The following is a 25,354-nucleotide window of genomic DNA, read 5'->3' on the forward strand; positions in this document are numbered from 1 at the left end:
GACTTTGTGCTTTTCAGACGGCTTTCAGGCGGCATCCCGTAGGGCGCTTCTTGGCGACATCGTCGGCGAGTTTTTGCGCCGTGTCGATTGCGCCCGTGCCTCGATCGATGCGCTCTACTCCGCCGGGAGTAGCGCCACCTGCGCCGCCCGGCCGACGCGCTTGCTGGCCGCCGCAACTACCATCAAGGAATGCTTTCGTCATCCCGTCGCTCAACACCGCGCGCATCGAATGCGATGCTCAACGCTCTCTTGAACGGCACGGGTGGCAGTGCGTCGCAATCGCCGCGGTCTCGTCGTTTGCGGCGGTGGATTCCCGTCGTTATCTCGCTGCTGGTGCAGGTGCCCATCACGATCATGGGCGTCATCTGGACTGGCGCCTACGCAGAGTTCGGTGATGCGGCATCCGTATTGCCGTTTAGCACTGTTCTCGAGCTGAGCAGTATCGGCGCCGGAGCGATCGCCGCCATCGCGTTGTCTATCGTCGGCCCGCTGCTGCTGATGTGGATCCGTCGGTATCCGGGGCCGCTAATCGCTGTGATTTCAGCCCTAGCCGCTGCAGATTTTCTCATCGGCTACTCGGTGCTGTCGGCGCCCTACCTCGCCCTCGCGTTCGCGATTGTCATCGCGATCTCGCACGGTGCACGCACGTGGACCTGGGTGTCGATGATCGTGGTCTGGGAGGCGACGCTTCTTGCCGCGCTCGTCGTCGGCATTGAGCTGGACCCGCACCGTGTTGTGCCGACGACCATCGGTCTGCTCTTTGTGCTCGGGTTCGCCGAAGCTAACCGTCGGCGGCGTGAACAGCTTGAGCATTTCCATACAGCCTTTGCGAGTCGTCGAGAAGAAGAGTTGCGGGCCGAGCGCACCAGGATTGCGCGCGAACTGCACGACGTGTTGGCGCACTCGCTCAGCCAAATCAACGTGCAGGCCGGCGTCGGTCTTCACCTCATGCACAAGCAGCCGGAACAGGCGGAGGAAGCACTCGCGAGCATCAAACTTTCGAGCAAGGAAGCGCTCGACGAAGTGCGATCGCTGCTGGGGATGCTGCGGAGCGACGACGCGGATTCGGGCGACGGCGGCCCGGCTGACGCTCCGCTCGTTCCGGAGCCCGATCTTTCCCGCCTCACGAGCCTCGTCGATTCGGTGCGCGCCCAAGGCATCGAGGTCGATCTCACGTCAGAGATCTCCGAGCACACTGCCGCGGCCGTTCAGCTGGCGCTGTATCGCATCGTGCAAGAGTCCCTCACCAATGTGGTGCGGCATGCCTCCGCGACCTCCGCTGTCGTCTCGTTGACGGTCGAGGGCGACGACTATCTCGTTACTATTGCCGATGACGGTGTTGGCATCGACACCGACGGTCACACAGAGGGACGAGGGCTGGTGGGCATGCGAGAGCGAGCTGAACTTCTCGGCGGCACACTGACGGTACGCGAGAGTGCGCCGCGCGGCACCGTGGTGACGGCTCGAATTCCGCGCCGTTCGGCATCCGCATGATCCGGGTTGTTATTGCCGATGACCAGCAGCTGATCCGGGCCGGCTTCACTAGCCTTCTCAATGCCGAAGAGGGCATCGAAGTCGTGGGCGAAGCGGCCACTGGCACCGAGGTCATCGAGGTCGTTCGTCGTGAACATCCCGACGTTGTACTGATGGACATTCGGATGCCCGAGGGCGATGGTCTGTGGGCTACGGAACAGATCGCGACCTACCCCGAACTCGCTGACACGCGCATCGTAGTCGTGACAACGTTCGAGGTGGACGAGTATGTCGCTCGTGCGATCCGTGCTGGCGCCAGCGGCTTTCTGGTGAAAGACACCGAACCTGTTGAACTGATTCGGGCGGTTCGCGTTGTAGCGTCTGGCGATGCTCTCTTGAGCCCCGGCGTCACCAAGCGACTTCTCGAACGTTTCGCTCGCGGCTCTCATGTCGCCGTCGACGATGCCATCCTGTCGGCGATCACCGAACGTGAACGTGAAGTGCTGGCTCTCGTGGGCCAGGGGCTCACCAACTCAGAGATAGGCACCAAACTCTTCTTGAGTCCCCTCACGGCGAAAACTCACGTCTCCCGCATCATGTCGAAGCTTGCCGCTAGAGACCGCGTGCAGCTCGTGGTGATCGCCTACGAGACCGGGCTCGTGTCGCTGGGGCGGGCGGTGTGACGGGCGGCATCACGCACGGCGCTGGGCGCGTGGCACGCTCTCCGGAAGTATCGGCCGCCATCCGTTCGAGCTTCGCGGTGGGCCTTGCCGTTGCAGCGTACGGAATTTCCTTTGGCGCGCTGGCCGTAGCGGCTGGACTGGATGTCTGGCAAGCCTGCGTGCTCAGCCTGCTGATGTTCTCGGGCGGCTCTCAATTCGCGCTCGTCGGTGTGCTCGCGACGGGTGGCACGGCAGCCGGCGGCGCCGCGATCGCGAGTGCAGTGCTGCTGGGCGCCCGCAACTCGCTGTACGCCTTGCGAGTGGCTCCGATGATCGGCCCCGGCGTCGCCAAGCGGCTGCTGGCGGGCCACTGGACTATCGATGAGAGCACCGCCGTCTCCACCGCTCAACCCACTCTGGTAAGCCAGCGTGCGGGCTTCTGGTGGACAGGAGCCATCATCTACGTCGGCTGGAACCTCACGACGCTGATTGGGGCGCTCATCGGCGACCAACTCGGCGACGTGAGTCAGTACGGTTTGGATGCCGCGGCCGCCGCAGCGTTTCTCGGTCTCTTGTGGCCACGATTGAAGCAACTGCAACCCGTCGTGGTCGCGGTTGGTGCTGCGATCGTCGCCGCGGTGCTCATGCCTGTTCTGCCCGCGGGACTGCCCGTGCTCGCTGCGGCTCTCGTGGCTGTCGCCGTGGGCCTTACGAACTGGCTGGGAACGCGCGAGAGTGACCTCGCGGAAGCAGAACCCGATCCGATGGGGGAGCGATGACTGTCTGGCACATCATTCTGATCGCCTCGATCGCTGTGCTCGCCCTGAAACTCGCGGGCTTCATGATTCCCGCCGCGTGGGCCGAAAAACCCACGGTGGCGAGGCTCGCGAACCTGCTGACGGTCTCTCTACTGGCGGCGCTGATCGTAGTGCAGACTTTCGGTTCAGCCCGCGGCTTCGAAGTGGATGCCCGGCTCCCTGCTGTCGCGGTGGCCGCCGTGCTCTTCGCCCTCAGGGTGCCGTTTATCGTTGTGATCATCGCGGCCGCGCTTGTGGCAGCCGGCATTCGGGCGCTGACGTAGGGGCGCTGCAGACGGAGAGCGCTGTTCGGTGGCGCGGTTGCGTTGCTTTGCGCTGCGTCGTGCTTAGGCGTCGAGCTGTTCCTCGGTGGGCAACCACGAGTGGCCGGGCTGACCCCAGCCCTGCTTGCGGATCGCCTTCGCAGCGGCCTTGGCATCCGGAGCCTGCAAACGGTCGGCATACAAGACGCCATCGAGGTGGTCGTACTCGTGCTGGAAAATGCGCGCCAGCCAGCCAGACGCTTCAATTTCGAAAGGCTTCTGGTCGAGATCAAGGGCGCGCAGGATGACGCGGTCGGAACGGATGAGCGGGAACCGTTCGCCAGGAATAGAGAGGCAACCCTCTTCATCCGCTTCGTCAGCGTCGAGCACGGGGAGCGGGCTCTGCCACAACTCGGGGTTGATGGCGACGCCGCGCCAGAGCGTGTCGTTCTCATCGATCCAGTCGTAGACGAAGACGCGCAGCCCTACGCCTACCTGCGGGGCGGCAAGGCCGACGCCGGGCGCCTCTTCCATCGTCTCGAACATGTCGGCCACGAGGGTCGCGAGTTCACTGTCGAAGGCCGTTACCGGATTCGCGGGAGTATGGAGCACCGGTTCGCCGGTGATGATGATGGGAAGAACGGCCATGTGCCCAGAATATCCCGAGTTAACCCAGTACATTTGACGGGTGCCGCCAGACATTCTTGACCTCACCGATCAGATCAGTCTGACCCCGCTTCAGGTTGCCGGAATCCCGCTGGCCCTGATCGGGGCAATCTTGCTGTCACTGGGCGCGCAATTCCAACACCGCGGCGTCGCACGCATGGAAGAGACGCATGGCAGTGAAGCCAGTACCGGTCTCAATTTTTCTCAGATCAAGGCGTTGCTTGCTCGCCCGTCGTGGGTGATCGGCACTGCGTTTCTCGGCCTAGCGATCGTGTTTCAGCTCTCGAGTCTCGCTATCGCACCCATCATGGTGGTTCAGCCGCTCGGCGCTGTTGCCCTCGTGATGACAGCCATCATGAACTCGCGCATCGCCAAAGTGCGACTGGATGCGATTTCCATCCGCGCAATTGTGATGTGCGTTGTCGGAGTGGGCGTCTTTGTCGGGATCGCTGCAATGTTCGCAAAGTCGACGGTTGTCACTCAGCGTGAACTCTCGCTCGTACTCATCATTCTGGCAGTCGTGTTGACCGCCTGGATTGTTCTGTTCCTCATCTTCCGCAAGAATGCCTCGCCGATCTTCTACATTTTGGGCGCGGGAATGCTCTTCGGTTTCGTGGCAACACTCGCGAAGGTCGTCATTGACCGCGTCAAAACGATTGTGATCTCAGGTTCCGGCTTCGAGAGCACAGACTTCTTGACCATCCTCTGCATCGTCGGTCTCATCGTCGCGTCGTTGCTCGGTTCCTACTTTGTGCAGACGGCCTACGCTTCCGGCCCGCCCGATCTCGTTGTTGCTGGACTCACGGTCGTTGACCCTCTCGTGGCGGTCACCGTCGGCATCCTCGTGTTGGGTGAAGCGGCGGATGCACCGCTCTGGGCAGTGATTGCATTTGTGATCACGGGCGCGATTGCTATTTTCGGCGTGTTTTCACTCTCGAAGCATCATCCGCAAATCAAGTCGTAGCATTTCGGAGTCTGCGGCTCAGCGCCCCGCCCACACGGGCGTCGTGGGGTACGTTATTAGATGCCGTTGACCTGACCGGGTCGTAAACGAGTGGCTCATAACGCACAACTGTTAAGGAAATCTTCGACTGTGACTTCCGCTGTGAAACGCTCGCCCCACGAGGGCAAACCGCGACTTCGCATCCTGATCGGCGCTGACACTTTTTGGCCCCAGATCAACGGTGCCGCGACGTTTATTGCGCGGCTCGCCGCCGGCCTTGCTGAGCGGGGCCATGACGTGCACATTGTGGCGCCGTCGTACTCCAACAAGACGTTGGGAACGATGGTGGAGGAACACGAGGGTCAGAAAATGACTCTGCACCGTCTGTACTCCTGGCGTTGGCCCGGCCATCCCTGGCTGCGCTTCATGATGCCGTGGCGCGTGAAGCAGAACTCGGCCCGAATTCTCGATCAGGTGAAGCCTGACGTCATTCATTTTCAGTCGCACATTATTGTCGGCCGCGGAATGACGCTCGAAGGCGGCAAGCGCGGTATTCGTCTCGTCGGCACGAACCACTTCATGCCCGAAAACCTGCTTGACCACGCCTACATCATCCCCAAATTCATGCGCCGCAAAGCGATCCGGATGGGATGGGAAGCTGCCGGGCGATCGTTCGCTCGCGCCGAAAGCGTGACGACTCCGACGCGACGTGCTGCTGAGTATCTTGAAGCCAACACGAAGGTGCGCAACGTCGTCGCCGTTTCCTGCGGAATCAACGCAGACGGCTACAACGGCAACCTCGACCCAAAGCCGGAGAACCTCATCGTGTTCCTGGGCCGACTTTCGGAAGAGAAGCAGATCGATCGCCTGATCAAAGCTCTCTCGATCATGGATCCCGCGCTGAATGCGAAGCTCGAGATTGTGGGCGGGGGAGAGCTTGAGGGCAAACTTCGTGCTCTAGCGCAGTCGCTCGGTCTCGAAGATCGAGTCACGCTCACCGGCTTCGTTGAACAGGATCAGCTGCGGGATGCTCTTCAGCGCGGTTCTGTCTTTGCTATGCCCTCGATCGCTGAGTTGCAGAGCATCTCCACGATGGAAGCGATGGCTTCCGGTCTGCCGGTCGTGGCCGCTGACGCCATGGCGCTTCCCCATCTCGTGCACGACGGTGAAAACGGTTTTCTCTTCGAGCCCGGCAACGTCGAAGACCTGGCCGCGAAGCTCACGACGGTGCTAACAATGGCGCCGGAGGAAATTCTCAAGTTCAAGAAGGAAAGTCTCGCGATTGTCGCATCTCACGACATTCAGCGCACTCTCGACACCTTCGAGAGCATGTACCGCGGGGAACAGGTCACCGACCCTGCTGCCTTAGGCAAAAAGAACGAGAGCGCCTCCTAACAGGAGACGCTCTCGTGGGAGCCACAGCAATCGGCTCGTGAGTGTAGGCGTGGAGCCTACTTCTTTGCGGGGGTGCGGTTCTCGGCCGACACCATCCAGGCGTACTGTTCAAGCGTCTCGATGATGCCGTGAAGCAAATCAGCGCTTGTCGGGTCTTCTTCATCGATCGGGTCATGCACCTCGCGGATCGTCGCTACCGTGCCCTCAAGGCGCTCGGTAAGCAAGTCAATGGTGTCGGTGGTGCTGACCTCGCCGGCGGGGAATGCAGGAAGCGTGGTGGTTTCGGCAACGGTGTCGCTGCGTCCATCAGGCGTGGCGTGGAGGGCGCGCATCCGCTCGGCGATCGTGTCGCTGAAGCCGCGAGCGGCATCAATGATTTCGTCGAGCACGAGGTGGGTATCGCGGAAGTTCTTGCCGACGACGTTCCAGTGCGCTTGCTTGCCCTGAAGCTGGAGTTCCAGCAGGTCAACGAGTATCTGCTGCATGCGATCGGCTAAACCTTTAGATGCCGTGAAGCCGTGCTCAGCGTTCTGCTGGCGGGTCTTGCGAGCCCCAGATTTGGCTGGACCCGTGGTCTGCGCTTTCTGTGAATCAGTCATGGTGCAACCGTACGAGCGTTGGTTTGACGCCGGCTCAACGTTGCTTGAGAGGAAGCTGAGTGCACGTCACGGGCATCCTATCGATCACGTATTGCGCGCGAAGTGGCGTGCGTGGGTTGACGCGTTTTGCCGGTAACGTAGGTACGCGCCCGCACCAGTGCGGGCACGGGGCGGTAGCTCAGCTGGTTAGAGCAGCGGACTCATAATCCGTCGGTCACGGGTTCAAGTCCCGTCCGCCCTACTTTTGTGTCTAGGCCAGGTGGGTGTGCAGCTGTTCGAGCGTTTCCGCTGTCACTGTGGGTGCGGTGAAATGGGCGGGGTATGTCGCTCCTTGACGATTTACCCACACGGTTGAGAGTCCGGCCTCCGCAGCGCCGTGAATGTCCCAGGGGTGCACAGCCACGAGATGGGCAACGCCGCTGGTAGCGGTGCGAGTTAGCGCATCCTCGTACGACGCGCGTGCTGGCTTCCACGGGGAGTTGCCCTCGACCGAGAGGAAGCCAGCCATGGCATCCGCAACTCCGGCCTTGGTGAGCATGCGCTCAGCATTGCTCGCTGGCCCGTTCGAGAGCGTAAAAAGTCGGTGGCCTGCGTCGTGCAGGGCGCGGATGCCGGGGGCGACGTCGCTGTGCAGGCTCACGTTCGAGAATGCGGCGATCACCGCATCCACGGCCTCGTCGATGGGCATGTTCAGGGGGGAAGCGCCGAGGCTGTCGCGCGCATTCGTCGTGGCGATGTTGAGAAAACGGGCCTCGGTGCCGACCGCTGTGAGTGCGAAACCATCACGCAGAATGCTCGCAAACCATGACGACGCGACCTCGCGGGTGGCCCCGACGGCCTCGAACGCATCGCCCACGGGTGAGAGATCGGAGAGGGTCTCGTTGACGTCGAAGAAGATCGTTGCTGGTGTGTTCGTCATAGCATCCCCACTCGGTGTGCGGCTCCGCACCGTAGCGGCGGACCCTAAACGTGTGGAGATCTACGGTATGCGCAGTACTGAGCGCTTTCCTGAGATCCAGAACACGAGCGAACCGAAGGCGAGCATGACAACGACGATGAGGCCAACGTAGAAGAACACGCTGGCGTAGCCGGTGTCCGGGTGCAGGAATGGGTAGGGGACCCAACCGTCGGTTGCGCCGCGCACGAGCACGACGACGACCCAAACAATCGGGTAGATCAGCACGATCCACAGTCTATTGAAGGCGATGCGGGCGCGGTCAGAGAAAAGGATCCAGTCGGCCAGCGCGAAGATCGGGGTGATGATGTGCAGCGCTGTGTTCGCCCACGCCACGGGAACGCCGCCGGCAGCCCCCAGCGGAGCGAGCAGAGTGGCATACACAACGCCGACAATGATGATGTACGTGGTGACCGAGGCGCGTGCGATGTTCAGCGCCGGTGACGCTGCTTCGCCACGCAAGGCGACCACGGCGATTACGGCATAGATGACCGCGAGGATGATGTTCGACTGAATCGTGAAGTAACCGAACATGTTGAACGGATTGATCGCCGTGCGCCCCGCTGCCTCCGCAACGGTCGCAATCACCGCCGCTGTGACCAGCACGGTAATGGCGAGGCGCAGTACGGCGACGATCACGGTGCCGCTTCGGGTTTCGGGCGTAACGGGTGTGGCGGCGTAGGTCATAGTTCCCCTCGAACTAAAGCAAGTATGAGCCTGACTATAGCGGGGGTGATTGCTGGCCTAAGAACGGGCGCGCGGCGGGACGAAATGAGCGTGCCGCGACGGGATTCAGTGCTCTTCTCTGGGCGGACAAAAAAGCCGGTCAGGAGGGAAGTGCTTTCCTCTCAGGAATGGGCTATGGTCAAGGTGAACACGCCAACTGAGAAAAGGGGAAGCGGAGTAATCATGGCTGGAAAATCGCCTAGAGGAAGCACGAAAAAGGAAGCCAAGCTGTCGATCAAAGACAAGCGGGCGCAGAAGCGGGCCAAGCTCGAAGACACCGGCTTTATCAAGCCGCGTAAGGGCCAATAGCGGCCCACCAATCGAACTCATCAGATTCCACACTCAGATCCGATGAGTTCAGCGTGGCGGCGCGCAGTCGCAGGCACGGAAACCCCGTGTCCCTTCAGTGCGCCCGCGCCGCCACGCACATCACCGCGCCGAGCATCACAGCGCTGACGATCACCGCCGAGGATTGCTTCGGAGCGGGCGCGCTGTTACTTGCGCACCTTGCCGCGACCGAAGATCAGCCACAGGATCGAACCGAAGATCGACAAGAAGAAGGCCACCAAGATCCAGAGGAACTTGCCGACGACTCCATGGTTCGTGCTCTTGGCGATCGAGACGACGGTGATAATGAAGACGATCAACCCGACGATGCCGAAGCTGAAGCTAATAGGTTCCATGGTCTAAATCTACCGGGCATGGCACTATCAAGTTATGAGTTTGCTGGATGCTGCGTGGCATTCCCTTGGGGAAGATGCTGCCGCCCTCGCCTTAGTGCGCGAAAACGGTACTGCGGTACCTCTCACCGGAGTGGTACCCACGGGTCGCTTTGTTCATGATGCGATTGCTGCGGCATCGTTTTCGGCGTCGCTCCTAGCCGCCCGTCGGGTGGGCTGTGCGGTGCCCGCTGTTGAGCTGAGCCCGCTCAAAGTGGCCACCGCCGTCACGAGTGACAAGCACTTCCGTCAGGATGGTGAACCCGTTGCGGCGTGGGCGGAGCTCTCGGGATTCTGGCCGTGCAGTGATGGCTGGGTGCGCACGCACGCGAACTACCCGCATCACCGCGAGGCGCTGCTCACGGCGTTGGGCTTGCCCGACGACACCGGCGCTGATGGATTCATGCTCGCGCTCCACACCATGAACGCCGCCGACGTTGAAGAGAAAGTTGTCGCCGCCGGGGGAGTCGCGACCGTGGTGCGTACCGCTGAGGAATGGGCCGAGCATCCGCACGCCCGCGCACTGGCCGATCTTCCCGTTATTGAGATGACGTCGCTGGGGGACACCGAGCAGTCTGTTCTCGGTGACACCACCATCGACGCGCCGCTCGCCGGGCTTCGCGTACTCGACCTCACTCGCGTGATCGCCGGCCCCGTCGCGGCTCGAACGCTCGGACTGTGGGGAGCCGACGTTCTTCGGATCGACAGCCCGCGACATCCTGAAATCGGCTGGCAGCACCTCGACACCGGCGCCGGCAAGCGCTCAGCACTGCTCGACCTCGAGCTTGACGCCGACCGAGCCACGTTCGAGAAACTGCTCGAGACCGCGGATGTCGTACTCACCGCCTACCGCCCCGGCACCTTAGACAAGTTCGGACTTTCGCCCGCGGCTCTCGCCGAGCGCCGCCCGGGAATCATCGTGGGCCGTCTTTCGGCGTGGGGAACAGTCGGACCGTTGGCTGAACGCCGTGGCTTCGACAGCATCGTTCAGGCCGCGACGGGAATCGCGCTCACGGAGGGTGAAGGTAAGGGAACGCCGGGCGCCTTGCCGGCTCAAGCTCTCGACCATGCGGCGGGCTACTTATTGGCGGCCGCCGTCACCACGGCAGTGCGACGTCGCATCGATGCGGGGCACTCGTGGCTCGTTGAGGTGTCGCTCGCGCGCTTGGCAACTGAGTTGCTGCAGCAGCGTCGTCCGCGCCATGCGCCTACGGCATCCGCGAACTTCACTCCGACGGTGACGACGCACGACGGCATCACGAGCGCAGTACCAGCCCCGGCCTACGCTGGCAGCCCCGGACGTTTTGGCGCTCCCGCTGTGGAGTGGGGCTCCAGCCCGGCGGAGTGGCGTGCATAGCTCGATCGATCTGGCTTTCCTGAAATATTCCCGTGTCGGCGGTGGTTGGCATGATGGACTTCAACAAGGATGGACTTATGACTGACACTGCTGCTCCCACACTCACGCCCGAAGCCAAGCTCGCGCTCTTCCGCGAACGTCGCGACCAGGCGGTCGTGCAGCAGAACGGTAACCTTGCGCTGACGAACACTCAGTGGGTTGACGCTGAGCAGACCATCTGGGGCGTTCCCGGAACCTGGGCTCCGCACGAGGATGGTCTCACGGTCACCGCTACCGCCGAAGACAACATCGTGGTCGACGGCACGCTCGTGGAGGGCAGCGCCGTAGTTCGCAGCAAGAGCCACGAGAACCCGAGCGCGATCGTCTTTGGCGAGACCGTGACGGGCTTCGTGATCAAGGCTCCCGAGGGCAACCACGCACTTCGGGTCTGGGACACTAACTCGCCGGCAATTCAGGAATTCGGCACTATCGACGCCTACCCGTACAACCCCGAATGGGTCATCACGGCCACCTTCACGCCCAACCCCGAGGGCACCACGCTCGGCTTCGAGCACATCAAAGACAACGGCCAAGAGCGCGAGCAGCCTATTCCCGGTGACATCTCGTTCACCAAGGATGGCGTCGACTACAGCCTTGCCGCCTTCAAGTCGGGTCGTGCCCTTCAGCTCGTATTTGCGGATGCCACCAGCGGTGTCGACACCTACAGCGTCGGTCGCTTCCTGTTCGTCGCGCCCAACCCCGACGGAACCATCGTTCTCGACTTCAACCTCGCGATCCTGCCTCCGTGCGCCTTCAGCTACAACTTCAACTGCCCGATGCCTCCCAAGCAGAACCGTTTCGCGGTCGCTATCGAGGCCGGCGAAAAGAACGTGCTGAAGAAGGATGGCTCGCTGCTGCACGACTAAGCAGCGCGCTAGTCGCTAAGCCCTGGGCGAGTGCGACTCTAAGAACTCAAACACTTCGGTGGAGTCCACGCCGGGATACATTCCCGTGGGCATCGCGGCGAGCAGGGAACTATTGAGCCGCGCGCTCGGGATCGAATGCTGGGCCCAGCGCTGCGTGAGGTTGTCGGGCGCGCTGCGGCAGCATCCGTCATCCGGGCAGGTCGACACGGCACGATTTGTCGTGTCGCGACCGCGGAACCACTTTGCCGAGGCGAAGGGTGTTCCGAGGCTGATCGAGAAGTCCCCGCGCCGCCCCGACTGAATGCGCGACGTGCACCAGTAGGTGCCGCCCGGCTTGTCGGTGTACTGGTGGTACGGGCTGAAGCGATCTTCGACGTCGAAGACCTGGCGCGCACTCCACTGTCGGCACACGATCTGACCCTCAATTGCTCCGAGGGCATCGGTCGGGAAGGCCGCGTTGTCGTTCTCGTAGGCTTTAGAGATCGTGCCGCCCTCATGCACCTTCAGAAAGTGCACGGGCACGCCCAAGTGCTCGGTTGCGAGGTTCGTGAAGCGATGGGCGGCGGTCTCATAGGGCACGGCGAAGGCATCGCGCAGATCTTCGACCGACAATTCGCGTTGCGCCTTGGCGGCCGTCAAGAACTCCACGGCCGTCTTCTCGGGAATCATGAGCGCGGCAGCGAGGTAGTTGGTTTCCACGCGCTGATACAGAAACTCGGAGTAGTCGGCGGGCTCGCGGATGCCCAGCACATGCCCCGCAAGGGCCTGCAGCAACGTCGACCGCGGGTCAGTGCTCTCCGCCTGGGCTACAGGCAAATAGATGCGGCCATTACGCAGATCCGTCACGCTGCGAGTGGAAGCGGGAAGATCAGGCACGTAGTGCAGCGAGAACCCGAGGTGCGAGGCAAGGTCGGAGGCAACACGCTGCGAAAGCGGACCCCCGGTGTGGCCCACGGCATCCAGCAGCTCGGTGGCTGTCGCTTCGAGCTCACCGAAGTAATTGTTGCGTTTGCGCATCAGGCGCCGCAGTTCGGTGTTCGCGCGGCGAGCCTCTTCCGGGGTTGCAGCGCGCTCACGGTGCAGTCGCTGTAGCTCATCGTGCAGGCCGAGCACTGTCTCAATCGCCTCATCGCTCAGCGTCTTGCGGATCGGCAGCTCCGGTAGCGCTAGCGAGTTGTAGAGCGGGCCGCGCTGAGCACGCTCCAGTGCGATCTCGAGGGCCGCGCGCCGTGAGGGCGGTTCGGCGTTGAGTAGATCGTCGACCGAAACGTCGAAGATGCGCGCAAGCTTCTGCAACTCACTGAGCTTGAGTTCGCGCTTGCCGTTCTCGATAACAGACACCTGAGACGCGGCTCGATTCAGGGCAGCGCCGAGGTCGTCGAGGGTGAAACCGCGATCCGTGCGAAGTTGCCGGATGCGTCGGCCAACGGTGAGGGAATCGATCATGTCCTCATCGTCTGCCTGCGCGAGCGTGCGTGGGGTCATTGCGGTGTCCTCCTTGACGGCCTTCTGCGGAAAAACAGAAGAATGCAGAGAATTCTGCCGTAAAAGCCGGTGAAGAACCAGTGCCGAGGCAGCAGAGTCGAAGAAACACACCACCGACCACCCCCTGACGAAGGAGCCAGCAATGTCGAACAACCGCCCCGGCGATCAAATCCAAACCGCAGCCGAACTCGAAACCGAGTGGAAGACAGATGCGCGCTGGAATGGAATCGAACGCGAGTTCAGCGCGGAAGACGTCATTGCGCTGCGGGGGAGTGTTCGGGAAGACCACACGCTCGCTCGTCGCGGCGCCGAGAACCTCTGGAACCTTATTCAGCGTGACGAGACCGAGTGGGTTGCCGCGCTCGGAGCGCTCACCGGCAACCAGGCCGTGCAGCAAGTGCGCGCCGGGCTCGAGGCGATTTACCTCAGCGGCTGGCAAGTAGCCGCCGACGCCAACCTGTCTGGGCAGACTTACCCCGACCAGAGTCTCTACCCCGCCAACAGCGTTCCGGCCGTAGTGCGCCGCATCAACAACGCCCTTCTGCGAGCGGACCAGATCGAGACTGCTGAGAACGGTGCTCCCCAGACCGACTGGATGGCGCCGATCGTGGCCGATGCGGAAGCCGGCTTTGGTGGGCCGCTGAATGCTTACGAGCTCATGTTATCCATGATCGAAGCCGGCGCGGCCGGGGTTCACTGGGAAGACCAGCTGGCCTCAGAGAAGAAGTGCGGCCACATGGGCGGAAAGGTGTTGATTCCCACTTCGCAGCACATTCGCACGCTCAACGCTGCGCGTCTCGCCGCCGACGTTGCTGGAGTGCCGAGCATCATCATCGCGCGCACTGATTCGCTTGCTGCCGACCTCATTACTAACGACGTGGACGACCGCGACAAGCCCTTCTTGACGGGCGAACGCACCAGCGACGGTTTCTACCGCACCACTCCGGGTATCGAAACGGTGCTCAGTCGCGGCCACGCGTACGCGCCCTACGCAGATCTGCTCTGGGTCGAAAGCGCGAAGCCCGACCTGGAGTTGGCGCGAACCTTTGCGGAGAGCATCCACAAGGAATTTCCCGGCAAAAAGCTCGCCTACAACTGCTCGCCGTCGTTCAACTGGAAGCGTCACCTCGACGACGCCCAGATCGCGACGTTCCAGCGGGAACTTGCCGCGATGGGCTACGCCTTCCAATTCATCACCCTTGCAGGGTTCCACGCCCTCAATCACTCGATGTACACGCTCGCACGTGGCTACAGCGAGCGGCACATGAGCGCCTATGTGGAGCTGCAAGAAGCAGAGTTCGCGTCTGAAGCAGACGGCTACACGGCCACGCGCCACCAGCGTGAGGTCGGCACGGGGTACTTCGATCGCATCGCGACCGCCCTCAACCCCACCAGTGAAACGCTCGCCCTCGTCGGAAGCACCGAAACGGCGCAGTTTCACTAAACCCTCTGGCGCCCTCGCCCACGCGAGGGCGCCAACCCCACCGACACCTCATGCCAGAACAATTTTCCTAAGGACCCATCATGACCACGCACAGAATGGAACCTCTCGCTGATTCGCATGACCGATCGAGCGAGATCCTCACCCCTGAAGCTCTGCACTTTCTGACTCGGCTCCACGATCAGTTCGCGGGTCGTCGTCACGACCGCCTCGCAGCGCGCATGGAGTCGCGCAAGCACATCACGAACGGTCGCAACCTGCGCTTCCTGCCGGAGACGGCCGCGATTCGCGAGGACGACAGCTGGCGCGTTGCCGGAGCCGGCCCCGGCTTGCACGACCGCCGCGTCGAGATCACCGGGCCGACCGATCGCAAGATGACGATCAACGCCATGAACTCGGGCGCCAAGGTCTGGCTCGCTGACCAAGAGGACGCGACGAGCCCGACGTGGCACAACGTCATTGGCGGCCAGGTGAATCTGCGCGACGCGATCCGCCGCCAGATCGACTTCACCACCGACGAGGGAAAGACCTACGCTCTCGGCGAGGAGACGCCCACGATCGTGATGCGGCCGCGCGGGTGGCACCTGGTAGAAAAGCACCTGCGGTACACCGACCGGGCAGGGTTGCGCACGCCGGCATCCGGCTCGCTCGTCGACTTCGGGTTGTACATATTCCATAACGCGCACGAACTGATCGAGCGCGGCAGCGGCCCGTACTTTTACATCGCCAAAATCGAGAACCACCTCGAAGCGCGGCTGTGGGATGACGTGTTTACGTTCGCCGAAAACGCTCTGAACATTCCGCACGGCACGATTCGCGCGACGGTGCTGATCGAGACGATTCCTGCCGCATTCGAGATGGAAGAGATTCTGTACGAGCTGCGCGAGCACTGTGCTGGGCTCAATGCAGGCCGCTGGGATTACATCTTCTCGATCATCAAGAACTTCCGTGGTCGGGGAGCAAGTTTCGTGCTTCCGGATCGCGCTGCGATCACGATGACGGTGCCGTTTATGCGGGCCTACACCGAGCTACTCGTTGCAACCTGCCACAAGCGGGGAGCACATGCTATCGGCGGCATGAGCGCGTTCATCCCAAATCGCCGTGACCCCGAAGTGACCGCGCGTGCCCTTGATGCGGTGACGCGGGACAAGCGTCGCGAAGCCACCGATGGCTTCGACGGTACGTGGGTCGCGCATCCTGATCTCATCCCCACCGCTCGCGCCGAGTTCGACGCGGTACTGGGGGAGCGCCCCAACCAGGTTGAACGCCTGCGCGACGATGTTCACGTAACGGCGGAGGACCTGCTCGACCTTCGCATCGATGGGGCGGTAACGGATGCCGGAGTGCGTTCCAACGTCTCCATTGCGCTGCGCTACATCGAGAGCTGGCTGCGCGGAGTCGGCGCCGCGGCGATCGACAACCTCATGGAAGACGCGGCCACCGCCGAGATCAGTCGCAGTCAACTGTGGCAGTGGATGCACCAGCACGTCGTGACGGCGGAAGGCACACCGATCACGCACCGCAGCATCGAGGAGGAGCTCGCCCACGTGTTCGCCACGATTGAGCGCACCCCCGGCGATCGCTTCGATGAGGCTGCGGCGGTCTTCCGCGAAGTAACGCTGGAAGAGGAATTCCCCACCTTCCTCACCCTCAGCGCGTACAGCAGCTACCTCGTAGAACAGCCCCGCGAGAACGCTGCCTGACAGCTCCACGGGCTAGCCAACTAAGCTAAGGGCACTCGACCAACGTTGATCGGAGTGCCTGTGGCTAGCCCGTGGATGTCTACCGCTGAATCCAGCGCGCGTGCCCGCGTTGAGCAGGCCCACACTCGGGCCGTCGCCGATGGAGCACCGACTGCCGGAGTGCGACGCCTCGTTCACGAATCGTGGCAGCGCTCACTCCAACTCGAACTCGACCCCGATCAGCCGCTCGACGCTCGCCAACTCACCGAGCACGACCTGCGCGAGTACCGAGACTCGCACCCGCTCTCGCTCGCTCTGCCGACAATTCACCGCCTCCTAATTCGACACACTCTGGATGCCGGACTCATCGTCGCTGTCGGAGACCAAGACGGTCGTCTGCTCTGGATCGATGGCGATCGCACCATGCGTCGCCGCGCCGAAGGGATGCTCTTCGTCGAGGGCGCCGACTGGAGCGAGCAAGCCGTGGGAACAAGCGCACCGGGCACCGCCTTGGTACTCGACCACGGCATCCAGATTCATGGCGCCGAACACTTCAACCGCATCGTGCACCCGTGGAGCTGCACGGCCGTTCCGGTGCACGATCCGTCGACGGGGACCATGCTCGGCGTGATCGACATCACCGGCGGTGATGACGCTGTGGCGCCGGCAACCTTGCCGCTGATGGAAGCCGCGGTGGCCGCTGTCGAGTCAGAGCTTCGCATCCGTACCCTTGACGCGCAGATTGCTCGGCCTGCCCGCCGTATTCAGCACGCCGTATCCCGCCCGGAGTCACTGCCTGCGCTGTCGGTGCTGGGCCGCGAAGGTGGCGCGCTCGATGTTTCCGGCGCCTCGACCGATCTCAGCCTGCGGCACGCCGAAATTCTTGTATTGCTCGCCTGGCACTCCTCGGGGCTCTCGGCCGAGCGATTAGCAGAACTTCTCGGTTGCTCGGTCGACACTTTGCGGCCCGAAATGGTGCGCCTGCGTCGGGTGCTTGAGAGCGCCGACGCGAGCATTGTTCCCACTTCACGCCCCTACAAATTGCCTCGCAGCTTCGACCTCGACGCTCAGCGGGTTCTCGCGTTTCTCGACCGTGGGGCGCACCGCGTCGCCCTGGCGGGCTATTCGGGGCAGTTGTTGCCGACCTCGACGGCCCCCGGCATCCGTTCGATTCGGAATGATGTCAGCTCCCGTCTGCGAGAGTCGATGCTGACGGATGCCTCCCTCGACACTCTGCTCGCCTACGCCCGCATCGACGAAGCCGCCTATGACGTTGAGGTGTGGACCGCCTGCCTCACGCGACTGCCCGCCAAGTCGCCCAAACGCGCATCGATTGTTTCGCGCCTCGAACGGATCAACTCCGAACTGGCGTAGCGCGACACGATAGCGTGCTGCGAGGCTGCCACCGAGGCTCCGCGACAGCGCCTCCTTTGCCTCGTGCGTCTTGCGATGCAAGCTTTCGCAACGTTGCTGCAACCTGTGCACGCGTACCGTTCTGGCCACGGCATCCGCTTTACCGCCGCATCCCAGACAACGACGTCGAACAGGAGTCATCGAATGACCGTTTATGCAGCCCCAGGCACTCCCGATTCGCTGATGGCTTTCAAGCCTCGGTACGAGCACTGGATTGGCGGCGAGTGGGTAAAGCCCATCAAGGGCCAATACTTCGAGAACGTTTCTCCCGTGAACGGCAAGCCTTTTACCGAGGTTGCTCGCGGCACCGCAGAAGACATTGACGCGGCTTTGGATGCGGCGCATAAAGCAGCGCCGGCGTGGGGCAAGACCTCCACGACCGAGCGCGCGGCAGTGCTGCACAAGATCGCCGATGTGATCGAAGCGAATCTTCAGATGCTCGCTGTCGCCGAAACGTGGGACAACGGCAAGCCGATTCGTGAACCGCTCAACGCAGACCTTCCCCTCGCAGCGGATCACTTCCGCTACTTCGCGGCCGCAATCCGGGCGCAGGAGGGTCACTTCGCCGAGATGGATGGCGACATGACGGCGTATCACTACAAGGAGCCGCTCGGCGTTGTCGGTCAGATCATCCCGTGGAACTTTCCGATCCTGATGGCAGTGTGGAAACTCGCTCCGGCGCTGGCAGCGGGCAATGCCGTCGTGCTGAAGCCGGCCGAGCAAACTCCGGCATCGATCCTCGTGCTCATCGAATTGATTGGCGACATCCTGCCTCCCGGAGTTCTCAACATTGTGAACGGTTTTGGTGCCGAGGCGGGCAAGCCGCTCGCATCGAGCCCGCGCATCCGCAAAATCGCCTTCACCGGAGAAACCACGACTGGCCGCCTGATTCTGCAGTACGCGAGTGCAAACATCATTCCGGCCACGCTCGAACTCGGCGGTAAGAGCCCGAACATGTTCTTCTCGGATGTCGCCGACCACGACGACGCGTACTACGACAAGGCACAAGAAGGTTTCGCTCTCTTTGCATTCAATCAGGGTGAGGTGTGCACGAGCCCGAGCCGCGCGCTCATCCAGAAACCGATCTACGACGGGTTCTTGGGTGATGCGGTCAAGCGAACGGCGCTGGCGGTTCAAGGAAACCCGCTCGACACCGACACCCAGGTTGGTGCTCAGGCCTCGAACGACCAGCTCGAGAAGATTCTGAGCTACATCGACATTGGCAAGCAGGAAGGCGCCACACTGCTGCTCGGCGGAGAACGCGTGGATCTCGGGGGAGACCTCAGCGGCGGTTTCTACGTGCAGCCGACGATCTTTGAGGGCCATAACAAGATGCGGCTCTTCCAAGAAGAAATCTTCGGCCCCGTCGTTGCAGTAACGAGCTTCAATGACTACGACGACGGAATTTCGATTGCCAACGACACCCTCTACGGCCTCGGTGCTGGCGTGTGGTCGCGTAACGGCAACATCGCCTACCGGGCTGGCCGCGATCTGCAGGCAGGCCGCGTGTGGGTGAACAATTATCACGCTTACCCAGCCGGTGCCGCGTTCGGTGGCTACAAGAGTTCCGGAATTGGCCGCGAGAACAGTGCTCTCGCGCTCGATCATTACCAGCAGACGAAGAACCTGCTCGTGTCGTACTCCGAGAACAAGCTCGGCTTCTTCTAAACCAGGGATCAGGGCGGCCAGGCGGCTGTTGCGCTATGAAGCGCGGCAGCCGCCCTCGGCTCAATCGACAGGACTCACTCATGATCGAAGCGCGTATTGCAATTCCCGGCGAGACTAAGCCTCGACTGGGGATGACGGCAGAGAGCATCGACCTGCTGCGGTCGTTGTGGCGCACGCACGGGCCGCTGATGTTTCACCAGTCTGGTGGATGCTGCGATGGTAGTTCCCCGATGTGCTTTGCCGCGGGAGAGTTTCTGACTGGCGGCAGTGATGTGTTGCTGGGAGTCTTCGATGTCGCACCAGCAGGGCATCCGGAGCAACTGATCGATTTTTGGATGTCCGGTGAGCAATTCGCGTACTGGAGTCACACCTATCTCACCGTGGATGTTGTCGCTGGGCGAGGCAGTGGATTCTCTCTCGAAGCACCCGAGGGTGTGCGATTTCTGATCCGTTCCACTCTTATGGATACCGCCGAACCGTTCAGCTAGATGGCCGCTGTCGGCGCAGCACGGCAGACTAGGGGCGTGTACCTCGTGCTCGCGACTAGCGGCCGCACCCACACTGCCACACGAGTGGATGCTGCGGGCGCGGTTATCGGCGAGCTCGCTCTCGAGAATGTGGCGGCGTTTGTTGCGCAGACGCAGGCCGCGGAGCCGGCGGTTCGTTGGGTCTGGCACGACACCGCAGCGTGGTCTCCGGAGTTGCTCGAGGCGCGCGTGCGGGTGAACCGCTGCTTCGATCTGCGGTTGTGCCACGCGATTCTGCGCAATTCGGTCTTCACTCGAGAGTCGGCGTTAGCCCGGGCACGCGCGAGCCGCTGGGACGCGCTCGCTCAGGCGGGTCACGCGGCACCGGTGGATCCCCTTAGGCCGCAGCACTCTACCCTCTTCGATTTCGACGACGACGCTGACGCCGTGGCCGACGGCGACCTCGACGTACTCGCTGAATTTCTTCGCCAGCTGGAGGCAGTGGCAACGTCGTCGGAAGCCGGACGGTTGCAGCGACTGCTCTCCGCCGAATCCGCCGGCGCACTCATCGCCGCCGAGATGCGCTTCGCGGGCCTTCCTTGGAGTGCGCAGGCCCACGACGAGATCCTCACCGAGATGCTGGGGCCGCGCCCGAGCGTCGAGGGCGAACGGCCCGCACGACTGCAAGCACTCGTTGACGAGATCCGGCTGCGGCTCGATTCTCCGCGATTGGCGCCCGAATCGCCCGCTGAACTCTTGCGGGCGTTGAGCGTCGCGGGCATTCAAGCCACCACAACCCGGTCGTGGGAACTCAAGCAGCTCACGCATCCGGTTATCGCGCCGCTTCTCGAATTCAAGAAACTTCAACGGCTGATGACGGCGAACGGATGGTCGTGGCTCGACGCCTGGGTGGTCGACGGGCGTTTTCGTCCCGATTACGTCCCCGGTGGGGTGGTGACCGGGCGCTGGGCAACCAGCGGCGGTGGTGCTCTGCAGCTTCCGCACCTGATTCGCGGTGCGGTTCGGGCCGATCCTGGCTGGAAGTTCGTTGTCGCGGACGCCTCCCAACTGGAGCCCCGCATCCTCGCAGCGATGGCCGGTGACCGCGGAATGGTCGCGGCCGGAGCATCCGGTGACCTCTACGAAGGCATCGTGGCGAGCGGTGCCGTCGACACGCGCGCTCACGCGAAGCTCGCGATGCTCGGCGCAATGTACGGCGCGACATCGGGGGAGAGCGGCCGACTCATGCCTCGCCTCGCGCGGGCCTACCCGCAGGCGATTGCTCTCGTGGAGAAGGCGGCACGCGCCGGTGAACGTGGCGAAGTGGTGAGCACTCAACTCGGTCGTAGTTCGCCTCCCGGCACGCACGCGGCGGACTACGACGATTCGCAGTCTCCCGCTCAGCGCGCTGCGTCGCAAGAACGCGGGCGCTCCTGGGGCCGCTTTACGCGCAACTTTATTGTTCAAGGCACTGCGGCCGAATGGGCGCTGTGCTGGATGGCGAGCATCCGCAATCGCCTCGGCCAGCTTTCGGAAGGCGCCTGGCTCACTGACGCACCCCACCTCGTGTTCTTTCTGCATGACGAGGTCGTGGTGCACGCTCCCGCAGAGCTCGCGGACAGCGTCGCTGAGCACGTGACGGCGGCCGCAGCGGATGCCGGGCGACTCGTTTTCGGCGACATCCCGGTCACGTTCCCGCTCACGACCGCCATCGTCGATCGCTACGATCACGCCAAATAGCCTGTCGCTGTCGACTAGGCCCGCCGGCCCAACTATTTGTTGGACGAAGAAGCAGCGCCGGTGGCGGGTCGTCCGCGCTTGGGCTTCGTGGGGTTCAACGGAAAGGCGTCAGCGAACCCCCGTGACTGTGCCGTGGTCAGTGCGGTCTCGACGCGATCGAGCCACTGCAGTTCAGCTTCGGCGTGCGCGAACAGCGAGTCGGTGACAAGTTGCTCCGCGAACTGGCTGGCGTCGCGGGCATCCTCTCGCACTTCGGCGGTAAGGGAGAGGGCATCAACGGCACCACGGGTGGCTTGCCGTTGGTGTTCGATCACGGCGTGGGCGTCGACGCCAGGCAGCGTAACGGCGATGGCGAGCTTGATCGCGAGCTCGTCGCGGCTGACGGAATAACTGTCGACCGGGGTCGTCAGCCAGTGCTCCACTTCCCGCTCTCCGGCATCCGTGATCGTGTAATACGTCTGCTGCGGTCCGTCTGAGTCGTCGTCAGCGGGTGCGCCGGCTTTGAGCACGAGACCGTCGCGCACGAGTCGATCGAGCGTGTTGTAGATCTGGCCGACATTGAGTGGCCACGTTGACCCAGTGCGCCGGTCGAATTCCGACCGCAACTGATACCCGTAGCAGGGGCCCTGCGCCAAGATTGAGAGCAAGCTGTGGCGGATTGACATGCCAGACCTTCCGGGTAAGTCGATACTGAGTATGTAGTAGTTGACCCTAGCGAGGGGGCGGATGCTCGCCCGCTACTGTTCGGTGTGTCGAGTTCTTCGACCCCGAGTGGTGCCGCTTTCGTCAGCTCGTCACAGTTTTCGCGGGGTGGATCATTGGAGGCCATCGCGCTCGTTTCGGCAACAAAATGTCCACGCAACCAGCACTCGTTCTAGATGAACTGGACTCTTCGCGGTCGATTTCGTGCAGACCGCCTCCGCGCCCCATACTCATCTGCGTGAGTGATGCCCCCGTAGCCGCCGCAGCGGCCCAGCCTGTTCCCGATTCGATCAATGACCGCGAGTTCATCTTGGTCTCGTCTTCGGGGAGCGCTGTGTCGACGGCAACTCCCACGCGATTCCGCTATCACCAAGACGGCCAGATGGTCTGGGGTGAGTACTACGGCGACACCGTCGCTCTCGGGCGCTTCGTCGGTCGTCGTGATGGCGACGTCGTGTCGATTCGTTTTGCCCACCGCTTGGCCGCGAGCGAGGAAATCGTTCTTGGTATGGCGTCCAGCACTATCCAGTGGAATGCCGATGGCAAGCTCGAGCTCTACGAAGAGTTCGAGAAGAATGGCGAAGCTCACGTGAGCATTTGCGTCGAGGCTGACCGCCGCGGGGCGTGGCCCGAGCTCGACCCAGCGCAGCGCAGCACTCCCCAGCTCGACGGCACCACGTTCATCCTTGAGGAATCGACCGCGAGCACGGTCAGCGCTGAGCCCACTCAGTTCGAGTTTGACGAGAACTCGGGCATCGTGTGGGGCTTCTACTTTGGCGACACGGTTACGGCAGGCCGCTGCGTCGGTCGCTACCGCGACGGCGTGCTCGATGAGTTCTTCGTGCACCACGTCATCGCAAGCGATGCGACCCTGCTGGGCGACAGCAGCACGACCCTCGGTTCACGCCCCGACGGTCGTCTTGAACTCATCGAGGAGTTTGTGCTCGATGGCGTTCCCGGTAAGAGCGTGTGCGTTCAGGTCGTCTAGCGCCTAAGGCGACGTGGCGAACTAGTTGTTGAGCCCCGCGCGGTTCGGGTCAGCCCGGGTGAATCGGGTAAGGCCCAGTTGTGCGGGTTCTTGCGGGCGCTCGGGCAAATCCGAGGGCAGCAGGTACGGGCGCTGAAAGACTTCGTCGAGTACGAGAACGGTCTCGAGCGACTTCACTTCGGGCAGTACCGAGAGCACTCCGACGATGAAGTCGTGGATGGCGCCCACCTCGTGGCCGCGAATCAGCAGCATCGCGTCGTGCTCACCGGTCGTGATTCGGCAGGACTCGATTTCTGTCATGTTCGTAATGCGATCGCGAAAGCTTGCCCAGGTTTGTGGATGCACGGAAAGAAACACGAGCGCGCAGATGCCGAGCCCGGCTTTGGCGGGGTCGATCTGGGCGCTGAAGCCCGTAATCACACCGTCAGACATGAGCTGTTCGACGCGCGTGTAGACGTTGGCGCGAGAGACATTTACCTTCTCTGCGAGAGCTGACATTGATATTCGTCCGTTATAGCGGAGCTCACTCAATATCTTCAGGTTGATCTCATCCAATTCAGACGGTGATTGTCCAGTACTGGGTGAGCCGGTAGTGCCTTTACTGGACATATTGTGTGAAATCTCCCTCATGTTTAACTCATGGTCTGAATGATCGCGCCTTTGATTGGACAGACTAGCGGGAATTGTGCCAATCTCAAGCACAGCCGTCCAGAGGCTGTTCTATAACCACCAAGGAGTTCCCTTTGCGCACCAAGTTCCGCTACGTAGCGGCCGCGTTCGGACTGACTGCATCACTGGCTCTCGCCGGTTGCGCTGCAGCAGCACCCGAAGCAAGCGACAGCATCGTTATTGACACCGCTTTCACGCTCGAGACCAGCGACCCCGGTCGCAACTACGTGCCCACCGGGTACATGGTGTCGAAGGCTCTCTACGAGACTCTTCTCGACTTCGCCGGCTCCGACGAGTCGACTCCGGTTGAAGGCCTCGCCTCCTACGAGTCGAACGACGATGCAACGGTCTTCACCTTCACGCTCAAGGACGGCCGCGTCTTCTCCGACGGTTCAGCAATCACCGCTGATGACGTTGTCTTCTCGCTCAACCGCGTTGCCGGTATGACTGAGAGCAAGGCCAACTTCTTGATGAACGGCATCACCGTCACCAAGATCGACGACATGACCGTCGAGCTCAGCACGGAGACCCCGTCGCTCAAGCTCCCCGCCCTCATGACGAACCCCTCGCTCGCCATCCTGAACTCCGCTCTCGTTATCGAAAACGGCGGAACGACGGATGACTCGGATGCTGCTGAAGCATTCTTGAACGAGACGTCGGCTGGTTCCGGTCCGTACATCCTCGACACGGTTAACTTCGAGTCGCAGGTTGTTCTCACCGAGAACGAGAACTACAACGGTGACGAAGACATCGACTTCACTCGCGTAGTCATCCGCAACGTTTCTGAGGCCGCAACCCAGAAGATCAACCTCGAGGGCGATGACTCTCAGGTAGCCGTTGACCTCAGCGGTGACCAGGTCGCAAGCCTCAGCGATGGCATCAACGTGTTCTCGACTCCGTCGGCACAGACCATCTTCCTGCTGATCAACCAGAGCGAAGAAGTGGGTGGCGTTACCTCGAACCCCGACTTCGCTAACGCTGTTCGTTACGCTCTCGACTACCCGGCGCTCCTCGAGCTTGCTGGTGCAGGTTCCGAGCAGGCAACGGGCGTTATCCCGCCGTCGTTCCTCGGCGCGTTGGAGAACGGTGTTGACCAGGAGCTCGACGTTGCCGCTGCTTCGCTTGAAGCATCCGGCTACGACGGTGAGAGCATCACGCTCGAATACCCGAACGACTACCCGGTTGGCGGAGTGAGCTTCACGCCGCTCGCCGAGCGCATTCAGTCGCAGCTCGCGGATGCTGGAATCACTATTGAACTCGCTCCGGCGCCGTTCACCACGCAGATCGACAGCTACGTCAACGGAACCGAAGCCTTCAGCATCTGGTTCTGGGGCCCCGACTACGCCGACTCCGCCAACTTCCTGCCGTTCTCGGCTGGACAGAAGGTTGGACTGCGCGCCGGTTGGACCGCTGAGCAGGACACCGACGTGGTGAACCTCGCTGCGGCAGCAGAGAACGCCACGAACTTCGACGAGCGCGAGACTGCCTTCAGCAACTTCGCTGAAGCTCTGCAGCAGCGTGGACCGTTCGTTCCGCTGATCGTTCCTGGCTCCAACATTGCGACCGCCTCGTACATTGATGGAGTTGCGTACAACTCCACCTGGACGATGGACATCGCTGAACTGCAAGCTAAGTAGAA

Annotated in this window: 26 protein-coding genes and 1 tRNA gene; 18 read left to right on the plus strand and 9 right to left on the minus strand. The window is 62.3% G+C overall.

What is annotated here, in order from left to right:
• Window positions 1-13 precede the first annotated feature (13 nt).
• Complete coding sequence (locus tag CLV85_RS13340) at window positions 14-202, minus strand: hypothetical protein (RefSeq protein ID WP_147433355.1); 189 nt, start codon at window positions 200-202, stop codon at window positions 14-16.
• Between CLV85_RS13340 and CLV85_RS06940 the strand changes: the two genes are divergently transcribed.
• Genes CLV85_RS06940 through CLV85_RS06955 form a run of 4 tightly spaced genes read left to right on the plus strand, consistent with a single transcriptional unit; the run spans window position 190 to window position 3,216 of the window.
• On the plus strand, window positions 190-1,494 hold the full coding sequence (locus CLV85_RS06940; RefSeq protein WP_100388820.1) for a sensor histidine kinase: 1,305 nt from the start codon (window positions 190-192) through the stop codon (window positions 1,492-1,494). The genes CLV85_RS13340 and CLV85_RS06940 overlap by 13 nt on opposite strands.
• Window positions 1,491-2,156 (plus strand): response regulator transcription factor, encoded by a 666-nt coding sequence (locus CLV85_RS06945; protein WP_100388821.1) that lies wholly within the window; start codon window positions 1,491-1,493, stop codon window positions 2,154-2,156. The genes CLV85_RS06940 and CLV85_RS06945 overlap by 4 nt, the downstream gene beginning before the upstream one ends.
• Window positions 2,157-2,185: 29 nt before the next feature.
• Entirely contained in the window at window positions 2,186-2,914 is a 729-nt protein-coding gene (locus tag CLV85_RS06950) for an AzlC family ABC transporter permease (RefSeq protein WP_100389294.1), read from the plus strand.
• Window positions 2,911-3,216, plus strand: coding sequence for an AzlD domain-containing protein (locus CLV85_RS06955; RefSeq protein ID WP_100388822.1), 306 nt, complete (start codon window positions 2,911-2,913; stop codon window positions 3,214-3,216). Before CLV85_RS06950 ends, CLV85_RS06955 begins: the two co-directional genes overlap by 4 nt.
• A 63-nt stretch (window positions 3,217-3,279) precedes the next feature.
• On the opposite strand, the gene def is transcribed toward CLV85_RS06955, so the two are convergent.
• A complete protein-coding gene (gene def / locus CLV85_RS06960) occupies window positions 3,280-3,843 on the minus strand; it encodes a peptide deformylase (RefSeq protein ID WP_100388823.1) in 564 nt (187 codons plus the stop codon).
• A 40-nt stretch (window positions 3,844-3,883) separates the two neighbouring features.
• Between def and CLV85_RS06965 the strand changes: the two genes are divergently transcribed.
• Complete coding sequence (locus tag CLV85_RS06965; protein ID WP_100388824.1) at window positions 3,884-4,825, plus strand: DMT family transporter; 942 nt, start codon at window positions 3,884-3,886, stop codon at window positions 4,823-4,825.
• A gap of 129 nt (window positions 4,826-4,954) precedes the next feature.
• Window positions 4,955-6,199 (plus strand): glycosyltransferase, encoded by a 1,245-nt coding sequence (locus tag CLV85_RS06970; protein ID WP_100388825.1) that lies wholly within the window; start codon window positions 4,955-4,957, stop codon window positions 6,197-6,199.
• A 56-nt stretch (window positions 6,200-6,255) separates the two neighbouring features.
• On the opposite strand, the gene CLV85_RS06975 is transcribed toward CLV85_RS06970, so the two are convergent.
• Window positions 6,256-6,798: a Dps family protein gene (locus CLV85_RS06975; protein WP_100388826.1), complete on the minus strand. Its 543-nt coding sequence runs from the start codon at window positions 6,796-6,798 to the stop codon at window positions 6,256-6,258.
• Window positions 6,799-6,965: 167 nt separating this feature from the next.
• Between CLV85_RS06975 and CLV85_RS06980 the strand changes: the two genes are divergently transcribed.
• Window positions 6,966-7,039 (plus strand) — tRNA-Ile (locus tag CLV85_RS06980).
• 9 nt (window positions 7,040-7,048) lie between these two features.
• On the opposite strand, the gene CLV85_RS06985 is transcribed toward CLV85_RS06980, so the two are convergent.
• Window positions 7,049-7,717: an HAD family hydrolase gene (locus tag CLV85_RS06985; protein WP_100388827.1), complete on the minus strand. Its 669-nt coding sequence runs from the start codon at window positions 7,715-7,717 to the stop codon at window positions 7,049-7,051.
• A gap of 60 nt (window positions 7,718-7,777) precedes the next feature.
• Window positions 7,778-8,440 (minus strand): Pr6Pr family membrane protein, encoded by a 663-nt coding sequence (locus CLV85_RS06990; RefSeq protein WP_100388828.1) that lies wholly within the window; start codon window positions 8,438-8,440, stop codon window positions 7,778-7,780.
• A 222-nt stretch (window positions 8,441-8,662) separates the two neighbouring features.
• Between CLV85_RS06990 and CLV85_RS13600 the strand changes: the two genes are divergently transcribed.
• The gene (locus CLV85_RS13600) at window positions 8,663-8,788 is read left to right on the plus strand and encodes a hypothetical protein (RefSeq protein WP_268249120.1); all 126 of its coding nucleotides are present in this window, start codon (window positions 8,663-8,665) and stop codon (window positions 8,786-8,788) included.
• 185 nt (window positions 8,789-8,973) lie between these two features.
• On the opposite strand, the gene CLV85_RS07000 is transcribed toward CLV85_RS13600, so the two are convergent.
• Complete coding sequence (locus CLV85_RS07000; protein WP_100388830.1) at window positions 8,974-9,162, minus strand: PLDc N-terminal domain-containing protein; 189 nt, start codon at window positions 9,160-9,162, stop codon at window positions 8,974-8,976.
• Between the two features lie 34 nt (window positions 9,163-9,196).
• On the opposite strand from CLV85_RS07000, the gene CLV85_RS07005 reads away from it, so the two are divergent.
• On the plus strand, window positions 9,197-10,555 hold the full coding sequence (locus CLV85_RS07005) for a CoA transferase (protein ID WP_100388831.1): 1,359 nt from the start codon (window positions 9,197-9,199) through the stop codon (window positions 10,553-10,555).
• A 77-nt stretch (window positions 10,556-10,632) separates the two neighbouring features.
• On the plus strand, window positions 10,633-11,460 hold the full coding sequence (locus CLV85_RS07010) for a DUF1684 domain-containing protein (protein ID WP_100389295.1): 828 nt from the start codon (window positions 10,633-10,635) through the stop codon (window positions 11,458-11,460).
• Between the two features lie 15 nt (window positions 11,461-11,475).
• Here the strand turns inward: CLV85_RS07010 and CLV85_RS07015 are convergent, their stop codons facing one another.
• Window positions 11,476-12,945 (minus strand): helix-turn-helix transcriptional regulator, encoded by a 1,470-nt coding sequence (locus CLV85_RS07015; protein ID WP_100388832.1) that lies wholly within the window; start codon window positions 12,943-12,945, stop codon window positions 11,476-11,478.
• 142 nt (window positions 12,946-13,087) lie between these two features.
• Between CLV85_RS07015 and aceA the strand changes: the two genes are divergently transcribed.
• The 6 genes from aceA to CLV85_RS07045 all read left to right on the plus strand — a co-directional run bounded on the left by aceA (window position 13,088) and on the right by CLV85_RS07045 (window position 21,356).
• Window positions 13,088-14,389 carry an isocitrate lyase gene (gene aceA / locus CLV85_RS07020; RefSeq protein ID WP_100388833.1) on the plus strand — a complete coding sequence of 434 codons (1,302 nt, stop codon included), beginning with the start codon at window positions 13,088-13,090 and terminating at the stop codon, window positions 14,387-14,389.
• Between the two features lie 80 nt (window positions 14,390-14,469).
• Window positions 14,470-16,089 carry a malate synthase A gene (gene aceB, locus CLV85_RS07025; RefSeq protein ID WP_229820262.1) on the plus strand — a complete coding sequence of 540 codons (1,620 nt, stop codon included), beginning with the start codon at window positions 14,470-14,472 and terminating at the stop codon, window positions 16,087-16,089.
• Window positions 16,090-16,164: 75 nt separating this feature from the next.
• Entirely contained in the window at window positions 16,165-17,442 is a 1,278-nt protein-coding gene (locus CLV85_RS07030; RefSeq protein ID WP_229820260.1) for a GAF domain-containing protein, read from the plus strand.
• A gap of 183 nt (window positions 17,443-17,625) precedes the next feature.
• Entirely contained in the window at window positions 17,626-19,149 is a 1,524-nt protein-coding gene (gene exaC / locus CLV85_RS07035; protein ID WP_100388836.1) for an acetaldehyde dehydrogenase ExaC, read from the plus strand.
• Window positions 19,150-19,229: 80 nt separating this feature from the next.
• Window positions 19,230-19,637, plus strand: coding sequence for a DUF779 domain-containing protein (locus CLV85_RS07040; protein ID WP_229820258.1), 408 nt, complete (start codon window positions 19,230-19,232; stop codon window positions 19,635-19,637).
• A gap of 36 nt (window positions 19,638-19,673) precedes the next feature.
• The gene (locus CLV85_RS07045; protein WP_229820255.1) at window positions 19,674-21,356 is read left to right on the plus strand and encodes a bifunctional 3'-5' exonuclease/DNA polymerase; all 1,683 of its coding nucleotides are present in this window, start codon (window positions 19,674-19,676) and stop codon (window positions 21,354-21,356) included.
• A gap of 32 nt (window positions 21,357-21,388) precedes the next feature.
• On the opposite strand, the gene CLV85_RS07050 is transcribed toward CLV85_RS07045, so the two are convergent.
• Window positions 21,389-22,021 carry a PadR family transcriptional regulator gene (locus tag CLV85_RS07050; protein WP_100388839.1) on the minus strand — a complete coding sequence of 211 codons (633 nt, stop codon included), beginning with the start codon at window positions 22,019-22,021 and terminating at the stop codon, window positions 21,389-21,391.
• Between the two features lie 275 nt (window positions 22,022-22,296).
• On the opposite strand from CLV85_RS07050, the gene CLV85_RS07055 reads away from it, so the two are divergent.
• Window positions 22,297-23,046 carry an avidin-fold protein gene (locus CLV85_RS07055; RefSeq protein WP_229820253.1) on the plus strand — a complete coding sequence of 250 codons (750 nt, stop codon included), beginning with the start codon at window positions 22,297-22,299 and terminating at the stop codon, window positions 23,044-23,046.
• Window positions 23,047-23,067: 21 nt separating this feature from the next.
• Here the strand turns inward: CLV85_RS07055 and CLV85_RS07060 are convergent, their stop codons facing one another.
• Window positions 23,068-23,544 (minus strand): Lrp/AsnC family transcriptional regulator, encoded by a 477-nt coding sequence (locus CLV85_RS07060; RefSeq protein ID WP_229820251.1) that lies wholly within the window; start codon window positions 23,542-23,544, stop codon window positions 23,068-23,070.
• A gap of 245 nt (window positions 23,545-23,789) precedes the next feature.
• Between CLV85_RS07060 and CLV85_RS07065 the strand changes: the two genes are divergently transcribed.
• Window positions 23,790-25,352: an ABC transporter substrate-binding protein gene (locus CLV85_RS07065; RefSeq protein ID WP_100388842.1), complete on the plus strand. Its 1,563-nt coding sequence runs from the start codon at window positions 23,790-23,792 to the stop codon at window positions 25,350-25,352.
• The last annotated feature ends 2 nt before the right edge of the window (window positions 25,353-25,354 follow it).

Source organism: Salinibacterium amurskyense, from assembly GCF_002797685.1.
In the GTDB taxonomy this organism is placed as follows: domain Bacteria; phylum Actinomycetota; class Actinomycetes; order Actinomycetales; family Microbacteriaceae; genus Rhodoglobus; species Rhodoglobus amurskyensis.

Coding starts and splice junctions, on each gene's coding strand:
- CLV85_RS07030 (WP_229820260.1), top strand. CDS start 16,165: ATGTCTACCGCTGAATCCAGCGCGCGTGCCCGCGTTGAGCAGGCCCAC.
- CLV85_RS06975 (WP_100388826.1), bottom strand. CDS start 6,798: ATGACTGATTCACAGAAAGCGCAGACCACGGGTCCAGCCAAATCTGGG.
- CLV85_RS07060 (WP_229820251.1), bottom strand. CDS start 23,544: ATGTCAGCTCTCGCAGAGAAGGTAAATGTCTCTCGCGCCAACGTCTAC.
- def (WP_100388823.1), bottom strand. CDS start 3,843: ATGGCCGTTCTTCCCATCATCATCACCGGCGAACCGGTGCTCCATACT.
- CLV85_RS06985 (WP_100388827.1), bottom strand. CDS start 7,717: ATGACGAACACACCAGCAACGATCTTCTTCGACGTCAACGAGACCCTC.
- CLV85_RS07000 (WP_100388830.1), bottom strand. CDS start 9,162: ATGGAACCTATTAGCTTCAGCTTCGGCATCGTCGGGTTGATCGTCTTC.
- CLV85_RS07015 (WP_100388832.1), bottom strand. CDS start 12,945: ATGACCCCACGCACGCTCGCGCAGGCAGACGATGAGGACATGATCGAT.
- CLV85_RS13340 (WP_147433355.1), bottom strand. CDS start 202: ATGACGAAAGCATTCCTTGATGGTAGTTGCGGCGGCCAGCAAGCGCGT.
- exaC (WP_100388836.1), top strand. CDS start 17,626: ATGACCGTTTATGCAGCCCCAGGCACTCCCGATTCGCTGATGGCTTTC.
- CLV85_RS06945 (WP_100388821.1), top strand. CDS start 1,491: ATGATCCGGGTTGTTATTGCCGATGACCAGCAGCTGATCCGGGCCGGC.
- CLV85_RS07010 (WP_100389295.1), top strand. CDS start 10,633: ATGACTGACACTGCTGCTCCCACACTCACGCCCGAAGCCAAGCTCGCG.
- CLV85_RS06990 (WP_100388828.1), bottom strand. CDS start 8,440: ATGACCTACGCCGCCACACCCGTTACGCCCGAAACCCGAAGCGGCACC.
- CLV85_RS06955 (WP_100388822.1), top strand. CDS start 2,911: ATGACTGTCTGGCACATCATTCTGATCGCCTCGATCGCTGTGCTCGCC.
- CLV85_RS07040 (WP_229820258.1), top strand. CDS start 19,230: ATGATCGAAGCGCGTATTGCAATTCCCGGCGAGACTAAGCCTCGACTG.
- CLV85_RS07005 (WP_100388831.1), top strand. CDS start 9,197: ATGAGTTTGCTGGATGCTGCGTGGCATTCCCTTGGGGAAGATGCTGCC.
- CLV85_RS13600 (WP_268249120.1), top strand. CDS start 8,663: ATGGCTGGAAAATCGCCTAGAGGAAGCACGAAAAAGGAAGCCAAGCTG.
- CLV85_RS06940 (WP_100388820.1), top strand. CDS start 190: ATGCTTTCGTCATCCCGTCGCTCAACACCGCGCGCATCGAATGCGATG.
- aceA (WP_100388833.1), top strand. CDS start 13,088: ATGTCGAACAACCGCCCCGGCGATCAAATCCAAACCGCAGCCGAACTC.
- aceB (WP_229820262.1), top strand. CDS start 14,470: ATGACCACGCACAGAATGGAACCTCTCGCTGATTCGCATGACCGATCG.
- CLV85_RS07050 (WP_100388839.1), bottom strand. CDS start 22,021: ATGTCAATCCGCCACAGCTTGCTCTCAATCTTGGCGCAGGGCCCCTGC.